The organism is Epibacterium ulvae, assembly GCF_018678075.1.
Lineage (GTDB): Bacteria > Pseudomonadota > Alphaproteobacteria > Rhodobacterales > Rhodobacteraceae > Epibacterium > Epibacterium ulvae_A.
The window spans coordinates 1-26,700 of record NZ_JAHHIR010000104.1; the positions used below are offsets into that span (position 1 = coordinate 1).

Consider the following 26,700-nt stretch of genomic DNA (forward strand, 5'->3'; position numbering starts at 1 on the left):
TCCAATGGTCCCCCGGCCTGCCAAAGACACGCTCCGGCAAAATCATGCGCCGCATCTTACGCAAAATCGCCGAAAACGACTTTGGATCCCTAGGCGACACATCAACACTCGCCGACCCATCCGTCGTCGACGACCTCATCAAAAATCGCGCTGGTTCATAAGGAGAGTTGCCATGATGGACGGAGATGTCATTACCCGCCCCGCAGTTCTGATCCTGCTTGGCCCTCCGGGCGCCGGCAAGGGCACCCAAGCCCGCCGCCTGGAAGAGAAATTCGGCCTGATCCAGCTGAGCACCGGCGATCTGTTACGCGCTGCCGTCGCGGGTGGAACCCCGGCTGGCAAGGACGCCAAAGCGGTGATGGACGCCGGGGGTCTGGTCTCGGATGAGATCGTGATTGCGATCCTGCGCGACCGGTTGGGCGAAGACGATTGCCTACAGGGCGTCATTCTGGATGGCTTCCCCCGCACCACGGTTCAGGCCGAGGCGTTGGATATTTTGCTGGATGAAACCGGTCAGCGGATCAACGCAGCGATCAGCATGGATGTGGATGATGCCGCCATGGTGGAGCGTATTTCTGGCCGCTACACCTGTGCCGGTTGCGGTGAGGGCTATCACGACAGCTTCAAACAGCCCGACGTCGCAGGCACCTGTGACAATTGCGGCGGCACCGAGATGAAACGGCGCGCCGATGACACGGCGGAAACCGTGGCCAGCCGGCTGGAAGCCTATCACGCGCAGACCGCACCGCTGGTCAGCTATTACCAAACCAAAGGGGTCCTCGCCTCGGTCGATGCCATGGGCGCGATCGATGAGATCACCGTGGCCCTGGGCGATATCGTCACCAATTCACTGTGAATATTGCCGCCAGACCGGGGGCAGTCCCGGCCTGAGGGCAGCCCCGTTTCATCCTGTGTTTTCAAGGACAACAGGGGGCACAACCCGGCCCCAACACGCCGGGCATCGAAGGGAGCGGGTGTTTCGGGGAGGACAATCGGAACGCCCACGTATGGAGGAAAAGGAGAGCCGCTATGACGGATCAATCCACACATGCGACAGGAGCCAGCGAGTCTGACAAGACCTACTGGCAAGCCAACCTGCGCATCATCTACGTCAGCCTCGTTATCTGGGCGCTGGTATCATTTGGTTTTGGCATTCTGCTGCGCCCGCTTTTGGCGGGTATCTCGGTTGGCGGCACGGACCTTGGCTTCTGGTTCGCACAACAGGGTTCTATCCTGGTCTTTCTGGGCCTGATTTTCTTTTACGCCTGGCGCATGAACTCGCTGGACCGTGAACACGGCGTCGAGGAGGAATAATTCTAATGGACCAGTTTGTTATCAACCTGCTGTTTGTGGGCGCGTCTTTTGCGCTTTATATCGGCATCGCGATCTGGGCCCGTGCGGGATCCACATCTGAATTCTACGCCGCCGGTCGCGGCGTGCACCCGGTCACCAACGGCATGGCGACAGCCGCCGACTGGATGTCTGCGGCCTCCTTCATCTCGATGGCTGGTCTGATTGCCTTTACCGGCTATGACAATTCGTCGTTCCTGATGGGTTGGACCGGTGGCTATGTTCTGCTGGCGCTGCTGTTGGCCCCGTATCTGCGGAAGTTCGGCAAATTCACCGTGTCCGAATTCATCGGCGACCGCTTCTACAGCCCGACCGCGCGTATCGTTGCGGTGATCTGCCTGATTGTGGCCTCCACCACCTATGTTATCGGTCAGATGACCGGTGTTGGCGTGGCCTTTGGTCGCTTCCTTGAGGTGTCCAATACCACTGGTCTGTTGATCGGTGCCTGTGTTGTATTCGCCTATGCGGTGTTTGGCGGCATGAAAGGTGTGACCTATACTCAGGTTGCGCAATATTGCGTTTTGATCATGGCCTATACGATCCCGGCGATCTTTATCTCGCTGCAACTGACCGGCACGCCTATTCCGGCCTTGGGTCTGTTTGGCGATCACGCCGCATCAGGTGAGCCTTTGCTGGCGAAACTGGACGCGATTGTGACCGAGCTCGGCTTTAACGAATACACCGCCCACCATTCCGACACGCTGAACATGGTTCTGTTCACCCTGTCGCTGATGATCGGTACTGCGGGTCTGCCTCACGTCATCATGCGCTTCTTTACCGTACCCCGCGTGGCGGATGCCCGTTGGTCTGCGGGTTGGACCCTGGTGTTTATCGCTCTGCTTTATCTGACGGCTCCGGCTGTGGGTGCGATGGCGCGTCTGAACATCACCGAAATGATGTGGCCCAATGGCGGCATCGATGGGGGTGCTGTCACCGTGCAGCAGATCGAAAACGATCCGCAGTATGACTGGATGTCCACATGGCAGAAAACCGGCCTGTTGGCATGGGAAGACAAAAACGGCGATGGTGCGATCCAGTACTATAACGACAAAAACGCCGATATGACCGCAGTAGCCGAGGCAAATGGCTGGGCGGGCAACGAGCTGACCAAGTTCAACCGTGACATCTTGGTTCTAGCCAACCCCGAAATCGCCAACCTGCCCAGCTGGGTTATTGGTCTGGTGGCTGCGGGTGGTCTGGCGGCGGCTCTGTCCACTGCGGCGGGTCTGTTGCTGGCAATTTCATCAGCTGTCAGCCACGATCTGATCAAAGGTTCGATCAATCCGCAAATCTCGGAAAAGAACGAACTGTTGTCAGCCCGTATCGCCATGGGCGTTGCAATCGCGGTTGCCACCTACCTTGGCCTGAACCCTCCGGGTTTTGCGGCGCAAACTGTGGCTCTGGCCTTTGGTCTCGCGGCGGCCTCGATCTTCCCGGCGCTGATGATGGGGATCTTCTCGACCCGCATCAACAACACCGGCGCGGTTGCAGGTATGATTGCAGGTCTGTCGATCACCCTGCTCTATATCTTCCTGCACAAAGGTTGGTTCTTCATTCCTGACACCAACAGCTTCACAGACGCTGATCCGCTGCTTGGCACCATCAAATCCACCTCCTTTGGTGCGATTGGTGCGGCGGTGAACTTTGCGGTGGCCTTTGTTGTGGCTGGCATGACCAAAGAGACCCCGAAAGAGATCGTGGATCTTGTCGAAAGCGTCCGCGTCCCCCGTGGCGCAGGTGCAGCGCAGGACCACTAAGACCGCGCGGTTGGGCAGGGTCGACCCTTTGCCCAACCCCTCGCAAATCTGGTCCTGTTCGCCACCTCCCAGCCGAGCAGGACTTGTTGTTTTCAAAGGGTGTTTCCCATGGCTTTGACTTCGGATCAGATCACCCGATTTTTGAAATCGGTGCACCCCTACGACTCGCTTGAGGCTGAGGCGCTGGATCAGCTCGCCCAGAGTTTCACCGCGACAAAATACGCCGCCGGCAGTGTGATCTATCAATTCGACCGGCCCGCGCCCGGCCTGTTCCTGATCTATGAAGGCGCGGTTGAGGTGACCGATGGCAACGGCGCGGTTGTCTCCCATCTGGGGCTGCGCAATTCCTTTGGCGAACGCGGTCTTTTGCGCGATGGCATCGCCGTCACCACCGCCCGTGCTGAGGAAGACAGTCTGATCCTGCGTCTTTCCCCGCCCGATTTTGAACGCTTCCTGACCGCCAGTGCCGCCGCCCGTAAATTCTTTGACCGCTCGCGGGCGGAAAAGACGACAAATCAAAGCCTTGCAAACAGTCGGGTGCTGGATCTGATGGCCGTTGATCCCAAATGCTGTGCCCCCGATGACAGCGTGCACAAAGCCGCGCAGATGATGCGGGACCATCGTATCTCGTCCTTATGTGTTGGGGCGGGCGGGCATTTGCTCGGCATTTTGACCACCAAGGATATGACCAACAAGGTTGTAGCCAACGGTCTGCCGCCCGACACGCCCGTGGGCGCCATTATGGCCCGCGATCCGCTGACCCTGCCGCCCACCGCACTGGGGTCGGACGTCTTGCACCTGATGATCAGCCGCCGCATTGGCCATGTGCCCATTGTGGAAAACGGCGCGCTGGTGGGGATGATCACCCAGACCGACCTGACCCGGTTTCAGGCCGTCACCTCGGCCGAGCTGTTGCACCATATCACCGACGCCACAAGCGCCGCAGAAATGGCCGAGGTCACCGCCCGTATTCCATCCCTGTTGGTGCATCTGGTCGGCGCCGGCAACCGCCACGAAGTGGTCACCCGTCTGATCACCGATGTCGCCGATGCGGTCACCCTGCGGCTGTTGGAATTGGCCGAAGACCAGTTTGGCGCGGCTCCGGTTCCCTATCTGTGGCTTGCCTGCGGCTCCCAAGGGCGGCGTGAACAGACCGGCGTCAGTGATCAGGACAACTGCTTGATCCTGCATGATAATGTGTCGGACGCGGATAAGGCATATTTCCAGAAATTGGCGCATTTTGTCTGCGATGGGCTGAACACCTGTGGCTATGTCTATTGCCCCGGTGACATGATGGCAACAAACCCGCGTTGGTGTCAGCCGCTCAAGGTCTGGCGCGACTACTTCGACACTTGGATCACCAAACCCGATCCCGAAGCGCAGATGCTGGCCTCGGTCATGTTCGACCTGCGCGCCATTGCCGGCGACCGCAGTCTGTTTGCCGATTTGCAAGAGGCAACGTTGGATCAGGCCTGCGAAAACTCGATCTTTGTGGCGCATATGATGGCCAATTCGCTGAAACATACGCCGCCTCTGGGACTGCTGCGCGGCTTGGCCACGATCCGGTCGGGGGAGCATAAAAACCAGCTGGATCTCAAACACAACGGCGTGGTGCCGGTGGTTGATCTGGGCCGGATCTATGCGCTGCAGGGCAAGTTGACATCCGTCAACAGCCGCGCCCGCCTGGAAGAGGCCGCCCATGCCGGCGGGCTCAGCGCATCCGGGGCGCATGATCTGCTGGATGCCTATGACATGATCGCCGAAACCCGGCTGCATCGTCAGGCGGCGTTGATCAAACAGGGCAAGGCACCCGACAACTACCTGCTGCCCGCCGAACTATCAGACCTGGAACGCAGCCATCTGCGCGATGCTTTTGTGGTGGTAAAAACAATGCAATCCGCCGCCGCTCAAGGGCGCGGTGTGCTAAGCTAAAGACAAGCGTCGACCCGGCGCTTTTTGGGAGGACAACAATGTTTCTGGAACTGCTTGCAACGATCCTGGCCGGTGTTGGTGGTGCAGGCGTGATGATGCTGGTGACCAAGCTCACCGGCAGCCGCCTGCCCCGTTGGTTGACGCCCGTGGCCGCCGGCCTTGCGATGATCGGGGTCACAATTTCCAACGAATACAGCTGGTACAGCCGCACCAGCGCCAGCCTGCCCGAAGGCATGGTGATCGCGGAAACCGTTGAAAACAAGGCCGCCTTTCGTCCCTGGACGCTGGCCTTCCCTTACGTGGATCGCTTTGTTGCGGTGGATGAACCAAACGCGCGTACCCATGATGACCATCCGGGCCTGGTTCTCGCCGATCTCTATTTCTATGGTCGCTGGGCCACGGTGCATAAATTGCCTGTTCTGGCCGACTGCCCCGGCGGCAAACGCGCCGCCCTTGCAGATGGTATCGCATTCAATGCCGACGGCAGTGTGACAGGTGCCGATTGGGTGTCCTCGGCCCCCGATGACGCGGTGCTGAAGGCTTTGTGCGGAGGGGACAATGCCACGTGACCTAGGGCTGCGCACACGGGTTCTGCTGTTTTTCGCTCTGATTGCGGTGGCCGGTCTCGCCGCTGTGGGGTTGGGCCTGTTCCTGGGGGCGCGCCATGCCCAAGGCCGGGACCTGAACAGCGCGCTGGCCTATGCCGGGCTGGTCGCCGCGCTTGGTATTCTGGGGGTTACCGCCGGTGTCTGGTTGTTGTTTGACGAAAACGTCGCCAAGCCGATCGAGCGCCTGTCGGCAGATCTGCGCAGTCGGGCGCACGCCGGTGTTGCCTCCACCATGGACACCAACGATGCGCGCTATCTGGGCGATCTGGCCCCGGCGGCGCGGGCCGTCACCGGGCAACTGTCCCACAGCAGCACCGCCGCCGCACGCGCAGTGGCCGACGCCACCCAACAGCTGGCTGCGGATCGTGAACAGCTCAAAGCCCTGTTCACCGATATCCCCCTGGCCATTGTGCTGGTGAACGCCGCCCATCAGATCACCCTTTATGATGGGCAGGCCGCCGGAGTTTTGTCGCAAATCCATGTGCCACGGCTCAATGCGTCCATCTTTGACTATTTTGATAAATCCCAGATCCTTGCGGCGCATAAGACCCTGCGAGCCAAACGCAACTGCCTGTCGGTGACCTTGCGCACCACCCAAGGCGATCTGGAGATTGACGCCCGCCTGCTGCCGCTCAGCCGGGGGGATGGCTATATGATCGTGCTGGATGACGCGCACGCGCTGATGGATGCGGATGATGCCCGCCCGCTGGTCTATGACTTTGCGCTGACCAATGCGCAAAACCGACTCGGCCCGATGGAAAACCAACCCCTGAACGCGCTGAACTTTGTGGTGTTTGACACCGAAACCACCGGGTTGATGCCGCACAAGGATGACATCGTGCAACTCGGCGCAGTGCGGGTTGTGAATGGCCGTATTGTTGCGGGCGAAGAAATGAATACGCTGGTCAATCCGGGCCGCCCCATCCCCAAAGAATCCACCAAAGTGCATGGAATCGCAGATAAAATGGTCACGGGCGCGCCGGACCCCATTGCCACCACGGAACGGTTCCACGCCTACGCACAAGGGGCGGTGATTGTGGCCCATAACGCGCCGTTTGATATGGCCTTTATGCGCCGCTACGGCAAATCGGGGCAACTGGTCTGGGATCAGCCCATTCTGGACACGGTGCTGTTGTCCGCGATCCTGTTTGGTGCCAGTGCGACCCATACGTTAGACGCGCTGTGCGCACGGTTGGATGTCACCATTCCCGCCGCCCTGCGCCACACCGCATTGGGGGACGCCCATGCCACCGCCGAGGTTCTGTGCAAGATGCTGCCTATGTTAAACGCGCGCGGTTTGACCACATTTGAACGCATCCTGCAGGAAACCCGCAAACACGGAAAATTGCTCGAAGATCTGAACTGAGCCCTGCAAACACACCCATTCTCCGCCGCCGTTTGAAACTGTTTCGACGCATTCAATGTTGATCTTTTGGCAAAACCCGCGTTAAAGGCCCCACATACCGGTCGCAGCCTACCCGGTTATCAAAACAAGGGTCAAACTGATGAAAACGATTGTTGTCTGCTCTGGCGGAATGGATTCCGTGGCGCTTGCCCATATCGTGGCACAAGAGCATGAACTTACCCGGCTGGTGTCTTTTGACTACGGCCAACGCCACCGCAAAGAGCTGGATTTTGCTGCCGCCGCCGCAACCCGGTTGGGCGTGCCCCATGACATTATCGATATGCGCGGGATTGGCGCGGCGCTGACCGGATCGGCGCTGACCGATGATATTGACGTCCCCGACGGGCATTACGCCGAAGACACCATGAAGGTCACCGTAGTCCCCAACCGCAATGCAATCATGCTGACCATTGCCTTTGGCATTGCTGCTGCCAATGGCGATGATGCGGTGGCCACGGCGGTGCACGGCGGCGACCACTTTATCTATCCCGACTGCCGCCCGGCCTTTACTGAGGCCTTCAATGCGATGCAGGCGGCGGCGTTAGATGGCTATGCCAACGTAAAGCTTTTCACGCCCTTTGTACATAAATCCAAGGCCGATATCGCCACCGAAGGCACCGCCGTTGGCACGCCTTTTGCGGACACTTGGTCCTGTTACAAAGGGGGCGAAATCCACTGCGGGCGCTGTGGCACATGTGTCGAACGGCGCGAGGCGTTTGATCTGGCGGGCATCCAAGACCCCACAGATTACGCAGACCCGGACTTCTGGAAAGCCGCGCTTAAGGGGGCCCAATAATGTACCGCATCACCAAAGAGTTTCAGTTCTCCGCCTCCCACCGTTTGACCACATTGGTTGACGGCCACCCTTGTTCGCGCGTGCATGGTCACAATTACATCGTTGTTGTCGAACTTGCGGCGGCTGAGCTGAACGAACATGGGTTTGTGCGCGAATACCGCGATCTGGACGCGCTGAAAGCGTACATCGACGAATGTTTCGACCACCGTCATCTGAACGATGTGCTGGACATGCCAACGTCCGAGGTCCTGGCGAAACATTTCTATGACTGGTGCAAAGCCCGCTGGGATGAGGTGTCGGCGATCCGCGTCTCTGAAACCCCCAAGATCTGGGCAGAATACCGGCCATGACCCTGCGCATTGCCGAAATTTTTGGACCCACGATCCAGGGCGAAGGCGCCTTGATCGGGGAACCCACCGTATTCGTTCGCGCCGGGGGCTGTGATTTCCGCTGCAGCTGGTGCGACAGTCTGCACGCGGTCGACAGCGCCTATCGCCACACGTGGACTCCGATGAGCGCTGATGAGGTCTGGGGCGAGGTTCAACGCCTGTCACGCAGCACCCCACTGACCGTATCGATCAGCGGCGGCAACCCGGCGATCCAGGATTTCACCGATGTGATCGCATTGGGTAAGGCCAACGGGTATCGGTTCGCCTGCGAGACCCAAGGGTCGATTGCAAAACCCTGGTTTGCCGATTTGGACACGCTGGTGTTGTCGCCCAAGCCGCCCTCCAGCGGTGAACGCGCCGATTGGGACGCGTTTGATGCCTGTTTGGCGGCGGCCGGAACCAGCACCGATACCGTGTTAAAGATCGTGATTTTTGACGATGCGGATTATGCATGGGCGCGGCTGGCGGCGGATCGCTACCCGGATCTGCAACTGTATCTGCAACCGGGCAATCCAACGTCGGACCCTGACCAAGCGATCGAGCTACAGGACAACATCGACCGCATGCTATGGCTGGTTGACAAAACCACCTCTGATGCCTGGTTCACACCGCGTATTCTTCCCCAGCTCCATGTGCTCTTGTGGGGCAACAAACGGGGCGTCTGATCCGAGGACAATGATATGACTGATAGTATTTACAGCGATCTCAAACAGTTGGGCGGCGACACGGTTATGCCCACCTCCCCCGAAGACGCCGTTTTGGAGCGGGTGCAGAACCCGCAGGCGGATGTGTCATACAATGTGCGCTTCACCGCGCCAGAGTTCACCTCGCTCTGCCCGATGACCGGCCAGCCCGATTTTGCCCATCTGATGATCGACTATGTGCCCGGTGACTGGCTGGTGGAAAGCAAGTCGCTGAAACTGTTCCTCGGCGCGTTTCGCAATCACGGAGCGTTCCACGAGGATTGCACCATCTCCATCGCGCGGCGTCTGGTGGAGTTTCTGGAGCCAAAATGGCTTCGCATCGGCGGCTATTGGTATCCGCGCGGTGGCATTCCGATTGATGTCTTCTGGCAGACCGGAGAGACGCCCGCCGGGGTTTGGATCCCTGACCAAGGCGTGCCCCCCTATCGTGGTCGTGGCTAATTCGGTGGCGCGCCGCCTTTAGGCGCGCACCACTTTCTGGGTTTGCACACCAAGCCCGTCGATGCCCAGGCGCATGGTCTCGCCCCCTTGCAAATAGACCGGTGGTTTCAGCCCCATGCCCACACCCGCAGGCGTCCCGGTTGAGATAACGTCGCCGGGCTGCAGGCTCATGAATTGGCTGCAATAAGACACCAGCGTCGGCACATCAAAGATCAGATTTGCGGTGGTGCCATCCTGATAACGCGTGCCGTCCACCTCTAGCCACAGGCCAAGGTTGGCGGGATCTGCGATCTCATCCTTGGTGACCATCCAGGGGCCAAGCGGGCCAAAGGTATCGTGGCCCTTGCCCTTGTCCCAGGTGCCGCCGCGGTTCAGCTGGAAATCGCGTTCAGAGACGTCGTTGACCACGCAAAACCCGGCGACATGATCAATCGCTTCCTCCGTGGAGAAATAGCGCCCGCCGGTGCCGATCACGATGCCCAGTTCAACTTCCCAATCGGTTTTCTCGGCACCGCGTGGGATTTCCACATCATCATCCGGCCCCGAAATCGCCGAGGTCCATTTGTTAAAGATGATGGGCTCTTTTGGCAGATCCAGCTTGGCCTCGGCCGCGTGGTCGGCATAGTTCAGACCGATACAGATGAATTTGCCAACACCGCCCACACAGGCACCCAACCGTAGATCTTCTTGGGGGGTGCCCTCAACCAAGGGCAGGTCTGACAGATCCAACGTCTTCAGACGGTCCAACTGATCCGCGACCAACACTTCGCCTGCGATGTCGCCGACAATCTGCGACAGGTCGCGAACCATGCCGCCCTGGTCGATCACGCCTGGTTTTTCGGCGCCTTTTGTGCCGTATCGTACGAATTTCATTGCATCTGCCCCGTATCCATTTCCGGTGCAGAAAACCCGCCAGCGCGGCAAAAGGCAATGGATACTGGCTAGCCGCGCGCAACCAAAGGAGCGGTGAAATAGCGGTCCACCAGTGACAAAAGCTCGGCGGGGGTCACGGGCTTATGCAGGCGCTCATCCACGCCCTGGGTTTGGCTGATCAAAACCTCGGCAACGCTGTCCTCTTCGGTGACCCCAATGATTGGGATCCCGCGCACCTCGGGGTGCTGATCGGCGCGAATGGATTGCACGGTGTCATCGTGACCTGCCGCACAAAGCCGTAAGTTCACAATGATCATCGCAAATTGAGAGGGCCGCTCACGCAGCCTGAACAACCCTTCGGAACAAGACGTAGCGGTCTCAACATTGATGTCCAATGCGCGTGCAATTTTGCGCATCATGAACTGGACCGTCGCGTCTTCTTCTATGATCAGTATCGTATTGGATCTCGGCATGGAAACGCCTTTTACCGGCTTGCCGCATGTTGCCAGCGATCGCTCTTTCTTCGCTAGGTCAGCCCCAAAGCGGCATACTCACTAAACAGAAAAAATTGGTCAAAACTGACTCAACCATACATTGAAAATTAACACTTGGGAACACCTATTTTTTGCTGAATGTGTGTTAAACACTTGATGTAGTGCGATTACGTAAAGAGCTTACAGGCGATCTCTCAATGAATACCACAACATAGCCAGCACCAACAACGGGCTGCGAAAACGGGGTCCTCCGGGGAAGTTTTGGCTTGGAATACGGGCGAATGCATCAAATCGCTCCGCTTGCCCTGCCACCATTTCGGCGGCGATCTGCCCCGCCAATGTAGCCATTGCGACTCCGTGACCGGAAAAGCCTGACAGGCTCATGACCTTGCCGGACAGACGTTCAAAATGCGGCATCCGGTTCATCGTAATGCCCAACGTCCCCCCCCAGGCATAATCGATTTCGATGTCACCGATCTGGGGAAAAATCTCGCGTAGCGGACGGCGCACGGCCTTGGCGATGTCTGTGGGGAATTGATAGCCATAGCTCTCGGTCCCGCCAAACAGAAGACGGTGATCGTCGGAAAACCGAAAGTAATTGACCACGAATTTACTGTCCGCGACCGCATAATTGTTGCGGATCAGCTTTTCCTGCAGCTTTGGCGCAATCGGTTTGGTGGCCACAACGTAATTGTTGATCGGCATCACTTTGGTCGCGACGCGCGGCGCCAGATCGCCCAAGTAGCCGTTACACCCCAGAACCACCTGCGACGCTAGCACTTGTCCGGTTTCGGTGCGCAGCTTGACCTGTGTGTCCTCGGTGATGTGCGAGACTTTGCTTTCCTCATAGATCCGCACGCCTGCCGCGCGTGCCAGACGCGCCAGACCAAAGGCAAAGGCCAGCGGGTGGATATGTCCCGCCCCCATATCCAAGGTGCCGCTGAAATAGGCAGGGGAGCCAACCAGATGGCGCATCTCCTCCTGATCAAGGTAGCGGATTTGATCATATCCATAGTCGGCGTTCAGCTTTTCAACATAGGCGCGACTGTGGTGCCCATATCGCTGCCGGTGATCGGCGTGGATGATACCAGGATGGAAATCGGCCTGCACATGGTCCGAGGCCGCGAGTTCCTTCACCAGATCGACGGATTGATTGGCCAGTCGCCACAGACTGTGGGCATGTTCGACGCCCAACATCTGTTCCAGCTCGTCCTGCTCAACCCGCTGGCCCTGCCCGACTTGGCCGCCATTGCGCCCCGATGCCCCGAAACCAACCCGTTGGGCATCCAACAGAACAACGTCATACCCCCGACGCGCAAGGTGCAACGCGCTGGACAGGCCCATAAACCCGCCGCCCACCACGCAAACGTCGCAGGTGACCTGCCCCTGGAGCGGCGGGAAACGCTCCAACGGTTTGGCCGTCGCCGCATAATAGGATTTGGGGTATTCACCCGCGCGATCATTCGCGGTCAGCAGATCCATTGATGCATCCTCTTTGTTCGACGCACTGTCAGATGTGCCAGAAAGGGTGCATTTGATCCAGCTTAATATGATCAAATAAACTGGCGCGCGCCTGAAGGTGCACGCGCGCCAGCGGATCTTACTTACAAGCGGCCAACGAGTCGCCCATGCCTTGCAACAAGTTCACGTAGAAATCAGAGCCAATTTCGATGGAGAGCCCCAAGGGGTCCATTTCCAGCTCTTTGATGTCGCCCGCTTCGGCCACGGTGTGAACCAAACCTTTGTTGAACTGCGGCTCCGCAAAGACACAATCGACGCCCAGATCCCGCACGGTGTCCTGGATTTCCGCGATACGCGCGGCGCTCGGTTTGCTGGCATCCCCGATAGAGATCGCCCCGGCCGCCGCCAAACCAAAGCTGCGCTCGAAATACTGATACGCATCGTGGAACACGACAAAGGGATGATCTTCGACATGCTCCAGATCAACCCGCAGGCTGGCAACAACCGCATCAATCTCGGCCTGACCGGCGGCAGCATTTGCCTGATAGGTCACCGCATTGTCCGGGTCGATTTCTGACAGTTCTTCTGCGATCACAGCCAGCCAAGCTTTGCCGTTTTCAGGCGACAACCAAGCGTGCGGGTCAACACCATCGTGATCATGGCCTGCATGATTATCGTGGCCCTCATGGCCTGCATGATTATCGTGGTCATCATGATCCGCGTGATCGTCATGGCCCTCATGATCCGCGTGATCGCCGTGGCCCTCATGATCCGCGTGATCGTCGTGGTCGTCATGATCCGCATGGTCGTCGTGGTCATCATGATCGCCGTGATCATGCGCATCAAACGTGGCACCGGTGCGGAATTCATACAGAACGCTACCGTCGACTTCCAACAATTCCAGCGCATGGGCGTTGCTGCCCAGCTCTTCGATCGGATGCTCCAACCACGGTGTCAGCGCTTCACCGATCCAGACAATCAGGTTCGCCTGGCTCAACGCACGTGCATCGGACGGGCGCATCGAGTAGCCGTGCGGGGAGCTGCCGGGGCGCACCAGCAAATCTGGCTCTCCGACGCCTGCCATCACGCGAGAGACAAGACCGTGAACGGGGCTGATATCCGTGACCACTTTGGGCGCATCCGCCAGTGCCAATCCGGTTGTCGACAAAAGCGCGGCCAAAGTTGCGCAAAAAGACGATTTCATGCCTCACTCCATGTAATTGTATAACATATCATGGGTTGTTATACTGCATGTGATAACATATCAAGTTCTAAACGTGGCGTGTCTGGAGGCTTTGATGCGTTCTTCAAATTTCGAGACTCACGATCATAATCAATGCGTTAAAGGTGCAATCGAGAAGGTTGCCCTGACCTGCGCTGAGAAGAAACTTCAGCTCACTCCAATTCGCCGCCGTGTGTTGGAGATCATGCTGGAAGAGCACCGCGCCTGGGGAGCCTATGAGATCCTGGAACGTCTGGGCGCCGAAGGGCAGAAGTCCCAGCCTCCAGTTGCCTATCGTGCCCTGGATTTCCTGGTGAAAAACCGCTTTGCCCATAAGATTGAGCGCCTAAATGCCTTTATTGCCTGCAGCCATCCCGGCGAAAACCACGCGCCGATCTTTATGATTTGCCGCAATTGCGAGCTGGTCGCCGAGGCACATTCCGAACCCTACAACGGCCAATTGGGCCAGGCTGCGCGGTCGGCGGGTTTCCAGATCGAGCGCACGATTGTCGAAGCAGAGGGCCTGTGCCCCAAATGCCAATGACCGAACAAACGTCCAGCCTCGTCTCCCTCAACGGCGTCAGCCTGACCTATGGCGGCCGCACGGTCCTGTCCAATGTGGATTTCTGCATTCAACAGGGTGAGATTGTCACGGTTGTTGGCCCCAATGGATCCGGCAAATCCTCGTTGCTGCGCAATGTGATTGGCGCCGTAAACCCGTCCGTTGGCACCGTTGCGCGGCAAAAAGGGTTGAAAATCGGCTATGTGCCGCAAAAACTGCACATCGACCCGACGCTGCCCCTGACCGTGCGCCGGTTTTTGAGCCTGCCGAAACGGGTGTCAGATACCGTCGCCAATGCGGCGCTGATGCAGGCGGGTGTTTCGGCGCTGGCCGATCACCAGATGACCGACCTGTCCGGTGGTCAGTTCCAGCGCGTGCTGTTGGCGCGAGCGCTGTTGAACAAACCCCATCTGCTGATCCTGGACGAAGCCACCCAGGGACTGGACCAGCCGGGATCCGCTGCATTCTACCGCCAGATCGAATCCGTGCGCCAAGATCTGGGCTGTGCCGTGTTGATGGTCAGCCATGAATTGCATGTGGTTATGGCGGCCTCGGACCGGGTGATCTGTTTGAATGGTCATATCTGTTGCGAAGGGGCCCCGGAATTTGTCGCCTCAGCACCAGAATATCGGGCGTTGTTTGGCAATGGCACCCAAGGCGCGCTGGCGCTGTATCGCCACGAACACAACCACAGCCATGACAGCGGTTGCGATCACGACCATTCAGAGGAAGGAACCGCAGCGTGAGCCTGTTAGATGATTTTTTGGTCCGGGCCGCCTTGGCCGGGATTGGATTGGCTTTGGCTGCGGCACCACTGGGATGTTTTGTCGTCTGGCGGCGCATGGCCTATTTTGGCGACGCAACCGCGCACGCCTCGATCCTGGGCGTTGCATTGGCGCTATCGTTTGACGTGTCGATCCTGGGCGGGGCCTTGGTGACGGCGATGGTCATGGCCACCACCGTGTCGTCGCTGTCGGGCCGTGGCTACGCGATGGATACGATGCTGGGCGTTTTGGCGCATTCCTCACTGGCACTGGGCCTGGTTGCGGTGTCCTTCTTGCAAGACGTGCGCATCGATCTGATGTCGTATTTGTTCGGCGATATTCTGGCCGTCAGCCGATATGATTTGATGGTGATCTGGATGGGGGCTGCGGCCACGTTGGCCCTGTTGGTCTGGCGCTGGTCGGCATTGTTGACGTCGACGTTGAACCCGGATCTGGCCCATGCGGCCGGCCTTAACCCTCGGCGGGAGCAGTTGGTGCTGACGCTGGCCCTGGCGCTTGTGGTCGCCGTCGCCATCAAGGTTGTCGGCGTCCTGCTCATCGCCGCCATGTTGATTGTCCCGGCCGCCACCGCGCGCGCCTTTTCCAACACCCCGGAGCGTATGGCGATGTTTGCCGCAGCGGTTGGGATTTTTGCAGTGCTCAGCGGCCTGCACGTGTCCTTTGTCGGAGATACGCCAACCGGCCCCACGATTGTCTCCGTCGCAGCCGGGTGTTTCATGGTCGCAAGCCTGGTGAAAACCGTGTTTGATCGCCGTCATTTGCGCAGCAGCAAAGACACCTAAGACCCCAAAACGAATTTGACCCCATCGAGGTCAATCATGGCTATTTAGGTGCCGGTGCGTTCCACGGGTACGTTGTCTTTGGCCCAACGCGAACAGGCATCCAAAAGCGCTTTCTTGCTAATCGGCTTGCTCAAAAAGTCATTCATTCCAACAGCAAGGCACTTGTCCTTGTGGGACTGCAACGCATTGGCAGTCAGGGCGATAATTGGCGTATGCTCACCAAAACCCGAGGCCGCTTCCAGCTCTCGAATTTCTTCGGTGGCTTGCAGACCGTCCATGACCGGCATCATCATATCCATCAAGATAATGTCGGGACGGTTGCGTTTGAACAGATTGACCGCTTCCAGACCATTGGCCGCCAGCACCAAATCAATCGGCGCGTTTTTCAGCATGCGGCTCACAACCAACTGGTTGGTGCGGTTGTCCTCGGCCATCAACACGCTGACGCGGCGGTCAAATTCGCCTTCTGCCTTCGGCGTCTCTGGCGCGATCTCTTGACCGCTGTCTTTTCCGGTCAACAACATGGTGCTGATGACCCGCTGCAACTGCGCCGCACGTACCGGTTTGGTGGTCACTTTACAAGGCATGAGCTCGTCAATCTCATCCTTGTCGAGCGGCTGTTCAACGGACGACAGAACAATGATCGGCAGATCTTTGCAATGGGGCAAGGTCCGCACCTGACGCGCCAGATCGCCGCCATCCATTATCGGCATTTGGAAGTCCTGCAGCAGCAGATCGAAATAACTATCGCCGCGCTCTTTGAGAATATTCAACGCATCCGCCGCGCAATTGGCGGTCACACACGACATGCCCCAGGTTTGCAGACGCTCAGACAGGATGATCCGATTGACCTCCAGATCGTCAACCACCAGCGCCCGCAAGCCCTTCATATCCATTGACGCATAGGCTTCCGGCGGCGCCTCGGCGCTCACCTCGAGCGGCACCGACAAGGTGAACACGCTGCCCTTGCCCACAGTTGACGAGACTGCGATGCGCCCGCCCATCAGTTTCAACAGACGTTCCGAAATCGCTAGACCAAGGCCGGTGCCCTCAAAATTCCGCGTCGCCGCGCCGTCGACCTGTTCAAAGGCGCTAAAGATCGTGTCGAGCTTTTCTTGCGGTATACCAATACCCGTGTCGCGCACCGCGATGTTGAGCATATGTTCACCCATGCGTTTTTCGCCGGTGACCTCAATACAGACATAGCCGCGCAGGGTGAATTTCATCGCGTTGCCCGCGATATTGGTGATGATCTGGCGGAAGCGGCCCACATCGCCAACAAAGACCTCGGGCAGGGTCGGATCATAGCGCAGCACGATCTCAACCCCTTTGTCATTGCCGGTGGGCGACAACAACGTCACGACATCTTCAAGCGAATGCAGCAGGTTAAACGGTGCTTTTTCCAGCTCCATCTTGCCCGCTTCGATCTTGGAGAAATTCAGGATATCGTTGATGATCGTCAGCAGAGCAGATCCGGATTTGGAGATCGTGTCCGCATACATGCGCTGATCGTCATCCAGCTTTGTCTCAAGGATCAGCTCGGCCATGCCGATCACACCATTCATCGGGGTGCGGATTTCATGGGACATATTCGCCAGGAACTCGGACTTGGCCTTGTTGGCGATATCCGCGGATTCACGTGCCTGCTCCAGCGCAAATTCACGTTCGTCCCGCTCATCAAAGGTGTCTTCCAGCACGCCGACCGAGTAGTTCAACGCCCAAAATTCACGCGAGGCATACCAGGGCAAGGGGCGGCGTTGGCGTTTCATGCCCGAAATCGCATCTGACATCCGCTGATGGATCATACCCAAAGGACGCAGCGCCAAAAGGTGAACCAAGCCCCAAACCAACAGTGACAGCCCGCCAACCGACAAGCCGGTCCACATGATTGTCTGTTGCACCCGTTCCTGCACCAAAGCGGTGCCTTCGCGCGTCGACCACAACACAACCATTTCGCCAAAGGCAAAACCGTCCAGCTCAATCGGGCGTTCATACATGACAAATGAGCCCTCTTCAGCTTCACTTGCGGCCGCAGCTTCGGCGATAACGTCGTCGTTGGTGTTCAGGATTTTGATCGACAACAGCTTGGGATTGCGGGCGATCGCCTCGATCAACCCTGTCTGCAGCACCGGCACGTCTTCGATGATGATCGATTCCAGCATCAGACCACTCAACAAAGAGACGGTCAGATCTGCTTGCTCTTCCAATTGTTCATTCAGACGCTGTGCTTCAGTTGTCTGCGCGACATAGCCGACGACATAAGCAACAAGTACTGCCGCTAGTGAAAGCGACAGTACTATCTGTGAAAGGATGCCTGTGCGTTTCATTTTCTTGCTTCGTTTCAGTCAGAAATCGCTGCTGCGTTTCATCGCCTGCCGGATTTCTTGATAATCATCGTCTGCGCCCAAAAGGAAACCGTTTTGAGAGACCCGGCGCACGGTTTCTTCGTTCTCGGATGCCAACATGATGCGTTGCATAGCAGCATAGACATGCGGCTGCATGTCGGCAGAGGACAGCCAGGGTTTGGTGACATTGTCGAAATTCATCAACGCACGGATTGGCACGCCGCTTGCAACCAGTTTCTTAAAGGTGCTTTCCTTCAGCGCGCCTGCCGCGAATTTACCGGCGCCAACGGCCAGACCGACCGTGTCATGCCGACCTAGGAATTCATAAGAATGCAGATCATCGCTGGAAATACCCGCTTCGATCAGGACCGCCTGCGACAGGTAGCGCCCGATGGTGGACAGCTCATCGCCAAACGCGAATGTCAGCCCGGCCAGATCATCAAGCGATTCGATATTGCTGTCTTTGTGCACTGCTATGATGCCTTTGAACGTTTTCTGCCCGTTCTTTGACTCCATCGCGACAATTTGAACACCGGGGTTTTGTGTCGTCGCATGGACGTATGACGCAGGACCAAAGCGGGCAAAGTCAACCTCACCGGTGGCAAGCTGATCGATGCTGGTCTCATACTCTTTGGCGATCACCATATCGATGTTGACCTCTTCCCCTAGTTCGGCAGACAGGCGGCTCTCGAGGAACATCAGAAACGGGCGATATTTCTTCACAGTCTCAGTGGGCTTGTCCGCCGCGTAAGTCCCGAATTTTAGGTTGATTTCTGCGTTAGCCTGTTCGCCCACAAGAACAAAGGACGTCACGAGTACAAACAGGGTCAGAACCATCCGCTGACCAAAGCTCAGTAACTGTGTCATATGATATTCCATTTCAAATATCTTATCCCCGATCGTACACGAATTTAGCTTATCGCAAACAGGTTGCACGATCCTTACTGAACTCACAGTAGCAGCAAAACATTAAGGGGCTGCAGAATAAGCATCTCTTTGTTTATGTCTAATTACGCTTTCTTCTTTTAACTTTTAAGTAATCTTTTCTGATCATCTGTCATAAATCTTACACAAACTTTAACTTCACGACTGAGTCGTCAGGAATACCCGTGAAAAGATACTTCAAAAACCTACATAACCAGCATTCACTTAGTTTGCATAAGGTGACTATTTCAGGCTATCTTCTCGTATTTGGATTCATCACACCCGCCTATGCAATCCCATCTCCTGAGCTGGTGATCGGCTCTGTTTCCTCGCTTTCTCAAGTGCTTGCAGTCGGCGTGGCCATGGTATCCGGCCTGGGTGCCGCCATCGCCGCCAAATTCGGCTTTGCACCGCGCAAAGGTGCGGCACGGCAATACCCGATGAAGCTGATCGCTGGGCTGACGCTTGTGGTGATCGCGCTCTTGGTCGGAAACTACTGGCAATACACCAGCACCGAGACGGCGAAACGCGCCCGGCTTGAGGCAACTTTGTTGCGGCCTGCTCAATTTGAGGGCAGCCAAATCAAAGATGCAAATTTGAAGGAAACCAGTTTTTCTGCGCAATTGACGCACCCGCAGGGCATTTCAACCGAGGATGCGGCCGCATTGCTGGCCAGTGGCACCACTCGTTTCTTTGATGTTCGTGAAACGGGCGAGAATGAAATGGGCACACTGCCCGGCTCACAACACGTGAGATTCCCCGATTTCCGCGAGTCCGTGCCGGTGGCTCCGGGGGAACAGGTCGTGCTGTTCTGTCACAATGGCAACCGCAGTTCGGAAACCTGTGCTGAACTGGCGAAACTGGGCATCGACTGCCGCTTTGTTGCTGGCGGTTTGGAGAAGTGGATTGTCGAGGGTCGCCCGTTTAGCGACACCGAAGTCCGTTCGCTGTCGGACCTGCGCGCCCTGCCAGAATATCCGAACAAGGATGCGCTGCTGGATACCACGGATTTCAACGAACTCTACAACGCCGGCGATCTGCAAATCATCGACACCCGCTATCCCGGTGATTTCGAAAGCGGCCATCTGCCCGGTGCGATCAACATCCCCATTCGCGCCATCACCACCAGCGACCTACAAGCACGCATCGACGCGCTGCAACAGAAAACCACCGTGGCCGCATGTTATGACCGGCGCAGCTGTTTCATGGCGCAGGCCTTGGGGCTGGAGCTGACACGCAAAGGCATCGACTATCAGGGTCGCTATACCCTGCCGTGGGAATTTTTCGTCCCGCCAAAACCCAAAGCCCACGTACAGGATTGGCTGAGCGATCAGAACTCCTCGCTGTGGGACAAAGCGATCGCCGCCGTGGCCGCCGCATTGGTCTGGAGCCATGCGCACCTGCATCTGCTGGCCGGCCTGTTTGCGCTGTCTTTGCTGACGCGCCTGTTGGTACTGCCCATCGCGCTCAAGTCCGAGCGGGACCAGCTGACCACAGCCGCCACCAAGGATGAACTGACTGCGCTGAAAAAACGTCTGTCGGATGATCCGGTGCGCAAAGCGCGCGCCATTCAGGGCCATTACGCCAAACACGGGCTGACCCCGATGCGCAATATGATGGCCTTGGCCTTCCTGCCGATCATGATGCTGGGTGTCACCGCCGCAGGTCAGGCCGCAACCACGGTTGGATCCGCGCTGGCCTGGACCCAGAACATCGGTCTGCCGGACCCTTATTACATCATGCCTGTGGCCTTTTCTGCGCTGGCGGCTGTCTATCTGTTGTGGGCGGTTGCCAAAACCCCGCGTGCCCGTCTGTTGTGGATTGTGCTCGGTGTGCCGGTGCTGTTTGCCATGGTTGTCGGTCTCAGCTTTGCGGCAAACGCCTATCTCTGTTTCAGCCTGGCGCTACTGCTGGCGCAACGCGCCTATGTGGTTGAGGCGCATAAGCCGGTTTTGGCCTGGATCCGTACAGCATTTGCCCGCATGGTCAATCGCTCCCTGCCCCAGGACATCCACGCCTTACGTGAAAGCGATGCGCTGACACAGGCCGGCAACAAAGCCTATCGCCTGTCGGTCATGCAAAACGCCGGTCTGCCGGTGCCCGGTGGTGTGGTCGTCAAAGGCCCCGCGCTGGACCGTATGGCGGCGCTTCCCCTGCAAAAACAACAGGATCTCGCCGCGCAAATCTGGAAATCCGTGGGCGAACGTCCCTGTGCGGTACGCAGTTCAGCCAGCAACGAAGATGGCGCTGAACAAAGCTTTGCCGGGGTGTTTGACTCGGTTCTCGATGTCACCGGCGACACCATGCGCGACGCGCTGACCCATGTGCATCACAGCTTTACCTCTGACCGCAGCAAAAGCTACGGCGACGAGGGTGACAGCGGTGTGGCCAATGTTCTGGTGCAAGAAATGGTCGACGCCGAACTGGCGGGCGTTCTGTTTACCCAGGACCCCACAGCCCCCGGTATGATCATGCTGGAATGGGTCAAAGGCAATGGCGAGGCGCTGGTCTCGGGCCGTGTCACACCAGAGGTTGCCCGTTTTGGCCGCTACACCGGTCAAGAGATCGCCGAAACCACGGCCGACACCCCCGATTTCGCGCCGCTCTTGGAGCTTGGCCGCAAGATCGAGGCGCTGTTTGGCGCGCCGCAAGATGTGGAATGGGCCTATCAGGACGGACAATTCCGCATCCTGCAAAGCCGCGACATCACCACTCTGGCGCTTGGCACGCCCGAACAGCAACAGCGCAGCCTGGAATGGCATGCCCTGTTGGATCGGTTTGCGGGCAGCCCCACGGATGAGGTTTTGTTGGAACAGGACGAAATGTCCGAGGTTCTGCCGCGCCCCACCCGCATGTCTTTTGATCTGATGAACAACGTCTGGGCGCCCGGCGGCAGCCTTGACCACGCGTGCCGTGCCTTGAACGTGCCCTACAAACTGCAGGAAGAGCCCGGCAGCCATCTGGTCAACCTCTTTGGCAAGACCTTTGTCGACACGCGGATCAAATCCGATATGGCGCTGTCGCTCAGCGCGGGTCAGGCGAAACAGTTGCGCAAACGTGCGGGCACCTTTTTGGCGGAGTTCCAATCCACCACCCTGCCCGCGTTCAAGCGCGAGGTTCTTTATTGGCAAGCCTTGGATTTCGATCAGCTGCCCCACGAGGAACTGGTCAAATCCATCACCAAGATGCGCGACCAATTTGTGCAAGAGATCTATGTCGAAGCGGAAAAGGTCAATATTCTCGCAACCTTCACCCAAGGGGAGGCACAGACCGCAACCGCAGGTGACGCCGCATTGCGCGCCCATCTGATGCAGGCCGAAGCGCCTCATTCACCGCCCAATCTGCTGGCGTCATGTGAGGGCGACATCGACAAAGCGCTGCAGGTCATGGGACATCGGTCGATGTTCGACTATGAGCTCAGCGCGCCACGGTATCGCGAGGCCCCCTCGCTGTTGCAGAACCTCGTGGTCACCCCGGTGCAGACGATCTACACCACCCCGGATCTGCCTGCCCATCTGCCAGAACCTCTCCGCCAGACTTTGGAACACGCAATCGCCTTCCAGGATCTGAAAGAACAAGCCAAACATGAGGCCCTGCGCGTTCTGGCCGAATTGCGCCGCGCGTTGATCAGCCTGGGCAAGGTTACCGGGTTGGAGGAACTGATCTTCTGCCTGACCTTGGACGAACTGATCATGGCCGAACCCGGCGCGTTTGCAGCTCTAAAAGAGATCGCAGCGGACCGCAAAGCCGTGGAAGATCTGCGCCGCAAATCCGCACCGGGCGAGGTCGCCTTGACCCTGCAGGATATGGAGCTGTTGTCCATGGGCCGCACCTTGGCCGCCGATGACGGCACCCTGGGCGGCACCTGTGTTGCAGGCGGCGGCACGGTCACGGGACGTGTGTTCCGGGTCAGCGATGACTTTGCCGATGACGGCAGCGATGTGGAAACCTTGTTTCAAGGCTTCAGAAAAGGCGACATTCTGGTCTGTCAGATGGTGCACCCGGCCTGGTTGCCACAAGTGCTGCAATCCGGCGCGGTTCTGAGCGAGGTTGGCGGCTGGCTCAGCCATATGTCCATCGTCGCGCGCGAGAAGAACAAGATGATGCTGGTCTCCTGCAAAGGTCTGCGCAGCCTGCATCCCAACCAACTGGTGACCGTCTCAGACTCCGGTGAAATCGTCGCCGAACTGGAAGAGGACGCAACCGTGGTCCACATCGCATAAACCGCGTCACGGGGTTTCAAAAACAGATCGGGCGGCTCATGGGCCGCCCGATTTTTTCCGGTCAGATTTGTTCTAGCCCGATATATTCCCGATCAGCGTTCGCGACCTTATAGACGCAAGTCAGCCTCATCCTCGGTCAGGATGTATTTCAGATCATACAATGTGGCCCCCTCGCGGCCAAAAGCACGGATCTCAGCCGCGCTCAGCGCTTTGAAACTGTCATGCGCCACCGCCAAAATGATCCCGTCATAGGTGCCTGCGGCGATGTCCTCTACCATATTGACGCCCAGCTCGGCCCTCGCCTGATCCGCATGTGCCAGCGGGTCATGCACGTCCACCTGCAGACCAAACCCTTCGAGCCCGCGCACCACATCAATCACCCGCGTGTTGCGCAGATCGGGGCAGTTTTCCTTGAACGTCAACCCCATGACCAGAACACGCGCCTCGGGCGTGGCACAGCCGCGTTGCATCATCGCCTTGACCATCTGTTGCGAGACATAGGTGCCCATCCCGTCGTTCAACCGCCGACCCGCGAGCAGAATATCCGGATGATAGCCCAGCGACTCTGCCTTGTGCGTCAGGTAATAGGGGTCAACGCCGATACAATGACCGCCAACCAATCCGGGGCGGAAGTTGAGGAAATTCCACTTGGTCCCGGCGGCTTTTAACACCGCTTCGGTGTCGATGCCCATCCGGTTGAAAATCATCGCCAGCTCATTGATCAGGGCGATATTGATGTCGCGCTGGCTGTTCTCGATCACCTTTGCCGCCTCTGCCACCCGAATGCTGGGCGCGCGGTGGGTGCCGGCGGTGACAATCTGACGATAGAGCTGATCCACCCGATCCGCCGTTTCAGGCGTTGACCCTGATGTGACCTTGACCACATCCGCCAACCGCCGCTGCCGGTCGCCCGGATTGATCCGCTCCGGACTATAGCCGACAAAAAAACCTGTGTTAAACACCAGCCCGCTGCGCTGTTCGAGAATGGGAACACAGTCTTCCTCGGTCGCGCCGGGATAGACGGTGGATTCGTAAATCACCAGATCGCCCGGTTTCAACACCTCGCCCACCGCCTCGGACGCGCGTTTCAAGGGGCGCAGATCCGGTCGGTGGCTCTCATCCACCGGGGTCGGCACGGTGATAATGAACACAGTGCACGCCGCCAATTCCGCAAAATCATCCGTGACCGACAGATGAGTGGCCTGCGCCATGTCGCCTGCGGTGACTTCGCGGGTGTCGTCCTGCCCGGCCCGCAGCGCCGCAATCCGGGCTGCATCAATATCAAAGCCCACGGTTGGCCCCAACTGACCAAAGGCCACAGCCAGCGGCAGCCCAACATATCCCAGGCCAATGACCCCAATTTTCTCTGTCATAAACGCTCACTCCTGCGGTCAAACCTATAAAGGGCAGATCGCGGCGAACATCAACCATTTCGGACGGAATAATTGATCAGATCGACGCGCATAGGAAATAATGCGACAATTTAATTACCGCTAAACAGAAGAGCAACACAGGTTAATGACGTTCAGCTCAATCGAAAAAAAAAATCCACCACAAATATATAACAGCAATAAATAAACAGAAGCGGCTTCGGTAAAACAAAAAAAATTACCACCTCGTTTAAATCGAAACACAAATGGAAAAGTCACCAAACACCTGATCGGGCGCAAGGCACTTTGGATGTCCTATCATCGTGTAGCCGCGCGAAAAGTGCACACTATGAACGCATCCATCTCTTTGATTTACGACAGATAATCCGTGTCATTTCCGATGTCTTAACGATAGATAGCGAAGTTAACCATCATTGACCACCTCGTTTTACTTATAGTTTTCAAAAGTGATCGTTGGAAAGTCCATTAAACATCACATCAAATTCCAAAATGCGAATTTCACAGAAATCCGCCTGAACTTCAGCATAAATATAGACCGACATTTTAAATATTCGCGACTGGACGAACTCCTCCTCATGCCTTCATGTTTGTGAATATGAGCTTTCAAGAATGCCTACGAAAAACACTATCGGAGACTAGAGTTGGAAAATTTGATTTCTAAAATCACCGCAGATATTATTGCTGAAAATTCCGCGGCTAAGACCGCATTTGATCTGCCCGAAGGGTATGACAGCATCGCGGCGGTTCCCACATTGGGCACGCTTTATGACGCCGGTGAAGGCCGTGACCTGATCGCCGTTGACGCTGAGGGCAGTGAGGGCGTCGACATCACCGCCATCAGCCGTTGGTCCTCGCTTGGACGAGAGTTGGGCGCACCCGGATTTATCCTGAACACGCTGGGCGCCACTGCGGATTTCGACGGTCAAACCGTCGCCGCCAACCATTTCTCTTTGAACGATAACCGCGCCTTTGGAGGCTCCACGGATCTGTTGTCCGCAACCGCGTTGGAGACCACGCTGAAACTGGGCAGCGTCGCACTCAACGTCGAAAGCATCGTGGCTACCGCAGGCAATGATCGCTACTTTGGCTATGACGAGGACGCGACGCTTTATGCAGGCGACGGCAATGACTACGTCCGCTCGCTGGGCGGCGACAAGGAACTGTACGGTGAAGCGGGCAATGATGACTTCTATGTTCGTGGTGGCCAAGGCGCGCTGATTGACGGCGGCTCCGGCGACGACGCCGCCAGTTTCGCCGGCGAGACCCAAGGGTTGACCATTCAATCGGTGGGTCGCTATGGCGATCTGGGCCGCGCGTTGGGCATCGAACAAAACACTGCCGCCTACACCGTAACCCACACCGGCGCGACAGCGGAGTTCGACGGAGAGACCGTCGCCGCCACATATAATACGCTCAACACCAATTCCGCAGGCGAAGACGACGCCTTGTCGGATAGCGCTTTGGACACCGCATTGGCCTTTGGTCATGTCACCACAGATGTCGAAACCCTGCGCGGGTCGGAGTTTGACGACACATTCTTTGGCGGACGCTACGCAGACAACTTTGACGCGGGCGCGGGCGATGACTGGATCGACAGCCGCAGCGGCGATGATGTGATCGACGCAGGCGCCGGTGACGACAACATCGTTCTGACCGCAGGCAACAACTCAATTGACGGCGGCGCGGGCGAGGATCTCTTGTGGCTGCGCGGCACCGCATCCGATTTCCAGGTTGTCGCGGCGGCGGATGGGTCCTTCACCATCACCACAGCAGCCGGGGACACAAGCACGCTGCGCGGGGTGGAAAACGTCCGTTTCTCGGACGGCTCGATCGTGGCTCTGGCGGATCTGGCGAGCGATGTTCTACCGGATCCAACGCCAGAACCTGATCCCGAACCAACCCCCTTGCCCGACCTTGTGGCAACGGATGATGCGGCCTCATTGGACGAAGACGGCAGCGTGGTCCTGGATCTGTTGGGCAACGACAGCGGCGAAGGGCTGACCCTGGCTGCTATTGCAACGCCCGCCAATGGAACGGCGACCATCAATGCGAATGGCACCGTCACCTTTACCCCCGATGCCGATTTCAACGGCGTCACAGAATTCACTTATACGGTGCGCGACGCCGCAGGCCAAACCGCCAGCGCCACGGTGCACGTGACCGTCGATCAGGTCAATGACGCACCCATTGTGACAGAGGTCGCCAGCAACCCAATTGCCGAAACCACACCCGGCGGCACGACGCTTGCACGCGTCA

Annotated in this window: 22 protein-coding genes; 15 read left to right on the forward strand and 7 right to left on the reverse strand. The window is 57.8% G+C overall.

Annotated features, from left to right (window positions below; genetic code table 11):
* Positions 1-175: 175 nt before the first annotated feature.
* From KMP13_RS19935 to queF, 10 genes are all read left to right on the forward strand, one after another.
* The gene (locus KMP13_RS19935) at positions 176-856 is read left to right on the forward strand and encodes an adenylate kinase (protein ID WP_215267804.1); all 681 of its coding nucleotides are present in this window, start codon (positions 176-178) and stop codon (positions 854-856) included.
* A 173-nt stretch (positions 857-1,029) separates the two neighbouring features.
* Entirely contained in the window at positions 1,030-1,314 is a 285-nt protein-coding gene (locus KMP13_RS19940; protein ID WP_215267784.1) for a DUF4212 domain-containing protein, read from the forward strand.
* Between the two features lie 5 nt (positions 1,315-1,319).
* A complete protein-coding gene (locus tag KMP13_RS19945; protein ID WP_215267785.1) occupies positions 1,320-3,107 on the forward strand; it encodes a sodium:solute symporter family protein in 1,788 nt (595 codons plus the stop codon).
* A 108-nt stretch (positions 3,108-3,215) separates the two neighbouring features.
* Positions 3,216-5,039, forward strand: coding sequence for a DUF294 nucleotidyltransferase-like domain-containing protein (locus tag KMP13_RS19950; protein ID WP_215267786.1), 1,824 nt, complete (start codon positions 3,216-3,218; stop codon positions 5,037-5,039).
* A 38-nt stretch (positions 5,040-5,077) separates the two neighbouring features.
* Positions 5,078-5,608 carry a hypothetical protein gene (locus KMP13_RS19955; RefSeq protein ID WP_215267787.1) on the forward strand — a complete coding sequence of 177 codons (531 nt, stop codon included), beginning with the start codon at positions 5,078-5,080 and terminating at the stop codon, positions 5,606-5,608.
* A complete protein-coding gene (locus tag KMP13_RS19960) occupies positions 5,598-7,013 on the forward strand; it encodes a 3'-5' exonuclease (protein WP_215267788.1) in 1,416 nt (471 codons plus the stop codon). The genes KMP13_RS19955 and KMP13_RS19960 overlap by 11 nt, the downstream gene beginning before the upstream one ends.
* A gap of 139 nt (positions 7,014-7,152) precedes the next feature.
* Positions 7,153-7,848, forward strand: a complete 696-nt coding sequence (gene queC, locus KMP13_RS19965) for a 7-cyano-7-deazaguanine synthase QueC (protein ID WP_215267789.1) — start codon at positions 7,153-7,155, stop codon at positions 7,846-7,848.
* Positions 7,848-8,198 carry a 6-pyruvoyl trahydropterin synthase family protein gene (locus tag KMP13_RS19970; RefSeq protein ID WP_215267790.1) on the forward strand — a complete coding sequence of 117 codons (351 nt, stop codon included), beginning with the start codon at positions 7,848-7,850 and terminating at the stop codon, positions 8,196-8,198. The genes queC and KMP13_RS19970 overlap by 1 nt, the downstream gene beginning before the upstream one ends.
* Positions 8,195-8,902 carry a 7-carboxy-7-deazaguanine synthase QueE gene (gene queE / locus KMP13_RS19975; RefSeq protein WP_215267791.1) on the forward strand — a complete coding sequence of 236 codons (708 nt, stop codon included), beginning with the start codon at positions 8,195-8,197 and terminating at the stop codon, positions 8,900-8,902. The genes KMP13_RS19970 and queE overlap by 4 nt, the downstream gene beginning before the upstream one ends.
* Before the next feature lie 15 nt (positions 8,903-8,917).
* Positions 8,918-9,382: a preQ(1) synthase gene (gene queF, locus KMP13_RS19980; protein WP_215267792.1), complete on the forward strand. Its 465-nt coding sequence runs from the start codon at positions 8,918-8,920 to the stop codon at positions 9,380-9,382.
* 18 nt (positions 9,383-9,400) lie between these two features.
* Here the strand turns inward: queF and KMP13_RS19985 are convergent, their stop codons facing one another.
* The 4 genes from KMP13_RS19985 to KMP13_RS20000 form a co-directional block, all read right to left on the reverse strand.
* Positions 9,401-10,255, reverse strand: a complete 855-nt coding sequence (locus KMP13_RS19985; protein ID WP_215267793.1) for a fumarylacetoacetate hydrolase family protein — start codon at positions 10,253-10,255, stop codon at positions 9,401-9,403.
* A 68-nt stretch (positions 10,256-10,323) separates the two neighbouring features.
* The gene (locus KMP13_RS19990; RefSeq protein WP_215267794.1) at positions 10,324-10,728 is read right to left on the reverse strand and encodes a response regulator; all 405 of its coding nucleotides are present in this window, start codon (positions 10,726-10,728) and stop codon (positions 10,324-10,326) included.
* A gap of 201 nt (positions 10,729-10,929) precedes the next feature.
* Positions 10,930-12,231, reverse strand: coding sequence for an NAD(P)/FAD-dependent oxidoreductase (locus tag KMP13_RS19995; RefSeq protein WP_215267795.1), 1,302 nt, complete (start codon positions 12,229-12,231; stop codon positions 10,930-10,932).
* A 118-nt stretch (positions 12,232-12,349) separates the two neighbouring features.
* Positions 12,350-13,414: a zinc ABC transporter substrate-binding protein gene (locus tag KMP13_RS20000; RefSeq protein ID WP_215267796.1), complete on the reverse strand. Its 1,065-nt coding sequence runs from the start codon at positions 13,412-13,414 to the stop codon at positions 12,350-12,352.
* A gap of 94 nt (positions 13,415-13,508) precedes the next feature.
* On the opposite strand from KMP13_RS20000, the gene KMP13_RS20005 reads away from it, so the two are divergent.
* Genes KMP13_RS20005 through KMP13_RS20015 form a run of 3 tightly spaced genes read left to right on the forward strand, consistent with a single transcriptional unit; the run spans position 13,509 to position 15,561 of the window.
* On the forward strand, positions 13,509-13,976 hold the full coding sequence (locus KMP13_RS20005; protein ID WP_215267797.1) for a Fur family transcriptional regulator: 468 nt from the start codon (positions 13,509-13,511) through the stop codon (positions 13,974-13,976).
* Positions 13,973-14,740: an ATP-binding cassette domain-containing protein gene (locus KMP13_RS20010; RefSeq protein WP_215267798.1), complete on the forward strand. Its 768-nt coding sequence runs from the start codon at positions 13,973-13,975 to the stop codon at positions 14,738-14,740. The genes KMP13_RS20005 and KMP13_RS20010 overlap by 4 nt, the downstream gene beginning before the upstream one ends.
* Positions 14,737-15,561 (forward strand): metal ABC transporter permease, encoded by an 825-nt coding sequence (locus KMP13_RS20015; protein WP_215267799.1) that lies wholly within the window; start codon positions 14,737-14,739, stop codon positions 15,559-15,561. Before KMP13_RS20010 ends, KMP13_RS20015 begins: the two co-directional genes overlap by 4 nt.
* Positions 15,562-15,605: 44 nt before the next feature.
* Here KMP13_RS20015 and KMP13_RS20020 read toward each other — a convergent pair whose 3' ends face one another.
* Positions 15,606-17,888: a response regulator gene (locus KMP13_RS20020; RefSeq protein WP_215267800.1), complete on the reverse strand. Its 2,283-nt coding sequence runs from the start codon at positions 17,886-17,888 to the stop codon at positions 15,606-15,608.
* 18 nt (positions 17,889-17,906) lie between these two features.
* On the reverse strand, positions 17,907-18,743 hold the full coding sequence (locus KMP13_RS20025; RefSeq protein ID WP_251363978.1) for a PhnD/SsuA/transferrin family substrate-binding protein: 837 nt from the start codon (positions 18,741-18,743) through the stop codon (positions 17,907-17,909).
* Positions 18,744-19,069: 326 nt separating this feature from the next.
* Between KMP13_RS20025 and KMP13_RS20030 the strand changes: the two genes are divergently transcribed.
* A complete protein-coding gene (locus tag KMP13_RS20030; protein WP_353055737.1) occupies positions 19,070-23,053 on the forward strand; it encodes a PEP/pyruvate-binding domain-containing protein in 3,984 nt (1,327 codons plus the stop codon).
* Between the two features lie 107 nt (positions 23,054-23,160).
* On the opposite strand, the gene KMP13_RS20035 is transcribed toward KMP13_RS20030, so the two are convergent.
* Positions 23,161-24,426 (reverse strand): nucleotide sugar dehydrogenase, encoded by a 1,266-nt coding sequence (locus tag KMP13_RS20035; protein WP_215267802.1) that lies wholly within the window; start codon positions 24,424-24,426, stop codon positions 23,161-23,163.
* A 659-nt stretch (positions 24,427-25,085) separates the two neighbouring features.
* Here KMP13_RS20035 and KMP13_RS20040 point away from each other — a divergent pair.
* Positions 25,086-26,700, forward strand: a 1,615-nt coding sequence (locus tag KMP13_RS20040; protein WP_215267803.1) for an Ig-like domain-containing protein, incomplete at its 3' end; no start/stop codon positions are given.

Excerpts from the sequence above, each read along its gene's own strand:
- KMP13_RS20025 (WP_251363978.1), bottom strand. The coding sequence starts at position 18,743 with ATGGTTCTGACCCTGTTTGTACTCGTGACGTCCTTTGTTCTTGTGGGC.
- KMP13_RS20005 (WP_215267797.1), top strand. The coding sequence starts at position 13,509 with ATGCGTTCTTCAAATTTCGAGACTCACGATCATAATCAATGCGTTAAA.
- KMP13_RS20000 (WP_215267796.1), bottom strand. The coding sequence starts at position 13,414 with ATGAAATCGTCTTTTTGCGCAACTTTGGCCGCGCTTTTGTCGACAACC.
- KMP13_RS19940 (WP_215267784.1), top strand. The coding sequence starts at position 1,030 with ATGACGGATCAATCCACACATGCGACAGGAGCCAGCGAGTCTGACAAG.
- KMP13_RS19970 (WP_215267790.1), top strand. The coding sequence starts at position 7,848 with ATGTACCGCATCACCAAAGAGTTTCAGTTCTCCGCCTCCCACCGTTTG.
- KMP13_RS19985 (WP_215267793.1), bottom strand. The coding sequence starts at position 10,255 with ATGAAATTCGTACGATACGGCACAAAAGGCGCCGAAAAACCAGGCGTG.
- KMP13_RS19995 (WP_215267795.1), bottom strand. The coding sequence starts at position 12,231 with ATGGATCTGCTGACCGCGAATGATCGCGCGGGTGAATACCCCAAATCC.
- KMP13_RS19960 (WP_215267788.1), top strand. The coding sequence starts at position 5,598 with ATGCCACGTGACCTAGGGCTGCGCACACGGGTTCTGCTGTTTTTCGCT.
- queF (WP_215267792.1), top strand. The coding sequence starts at position 8,918 with ATGACTGATAGTATTTACAGCGATCTCAAACAGTTGGGCGGCGACACG.
- KMP13_RS19950 (WP_215267786.1), top strand. The coding sequence starts at position 3,216 with ATGGCTTTGACTTCGGATCAGATCACCCGATTTTTGAAATCGGTGCAC.
- KMP13_RS19945 (WP_215267785.1), top strand. The coding sequence starts at position 1,320 with ATGGACCAGTTTGTTATCAACCTGCTGTTTGTGGGCGCGTCTTTTGCG.
- KMP13_RS20010 (WP_215267798.1), top strand. The coding sequence starts at position 13,973 with ATGACCGAACAAACGTCCAGCCTCGTCTCCCTCAACGGCGTCAGCCTG.
- KMP13_RS20020 (WP_215267800.1), bottom strand. The coding sequence starts at position 17,888 with ATGAAACGCACAGGCATCCTTTCACAGATAGTACTGTCGCTTTCACTA.
- KMP13_RS20035 (WP_215267802.1), bottom strand. The coding sequence starts at position 24,426 with ATGACAGAGAAAATTGGGGTCATTGGCCTGGGATATGTTGGGCTGCCG.
- KMP13_RS19955 (WP_215267787.1), top strand. The coding sequence starts at position 5,078 with ATGTTTCTGGAACTGCTTGCAACGATCCTGGCCGGTGTTGGTGGTGCA.
- queE (WP_215267791.1), top strand. The coding sequence starts at position 8,195 with ATGACCCTGCGCATTGCCGAAATTTTTGGACCCACGATCCAGGGCGAA.
- KMP13_RS19990 (WP_215267794.1), bottom strand. The coding sequence starts at position 10,728 with ATGCCGAGATCCAATACGATACTGATCATAGAAGAAGACGCGACGGTC.
- KMP13_RS19935 (WP_215267804.1), top strand. The coding sequence starts at position 176 with ATGGACGGAGATGTCATTACCCGCCCCGCAGTTCTGATCCTGCTTGGC.
- queC (WP_215267789.1), top strand. The coding sequence starts at position 7,153 with ATGAAAACGATTGTTGTCTGCTCTGGCGGAATGGATTCCGTGGCGCTT.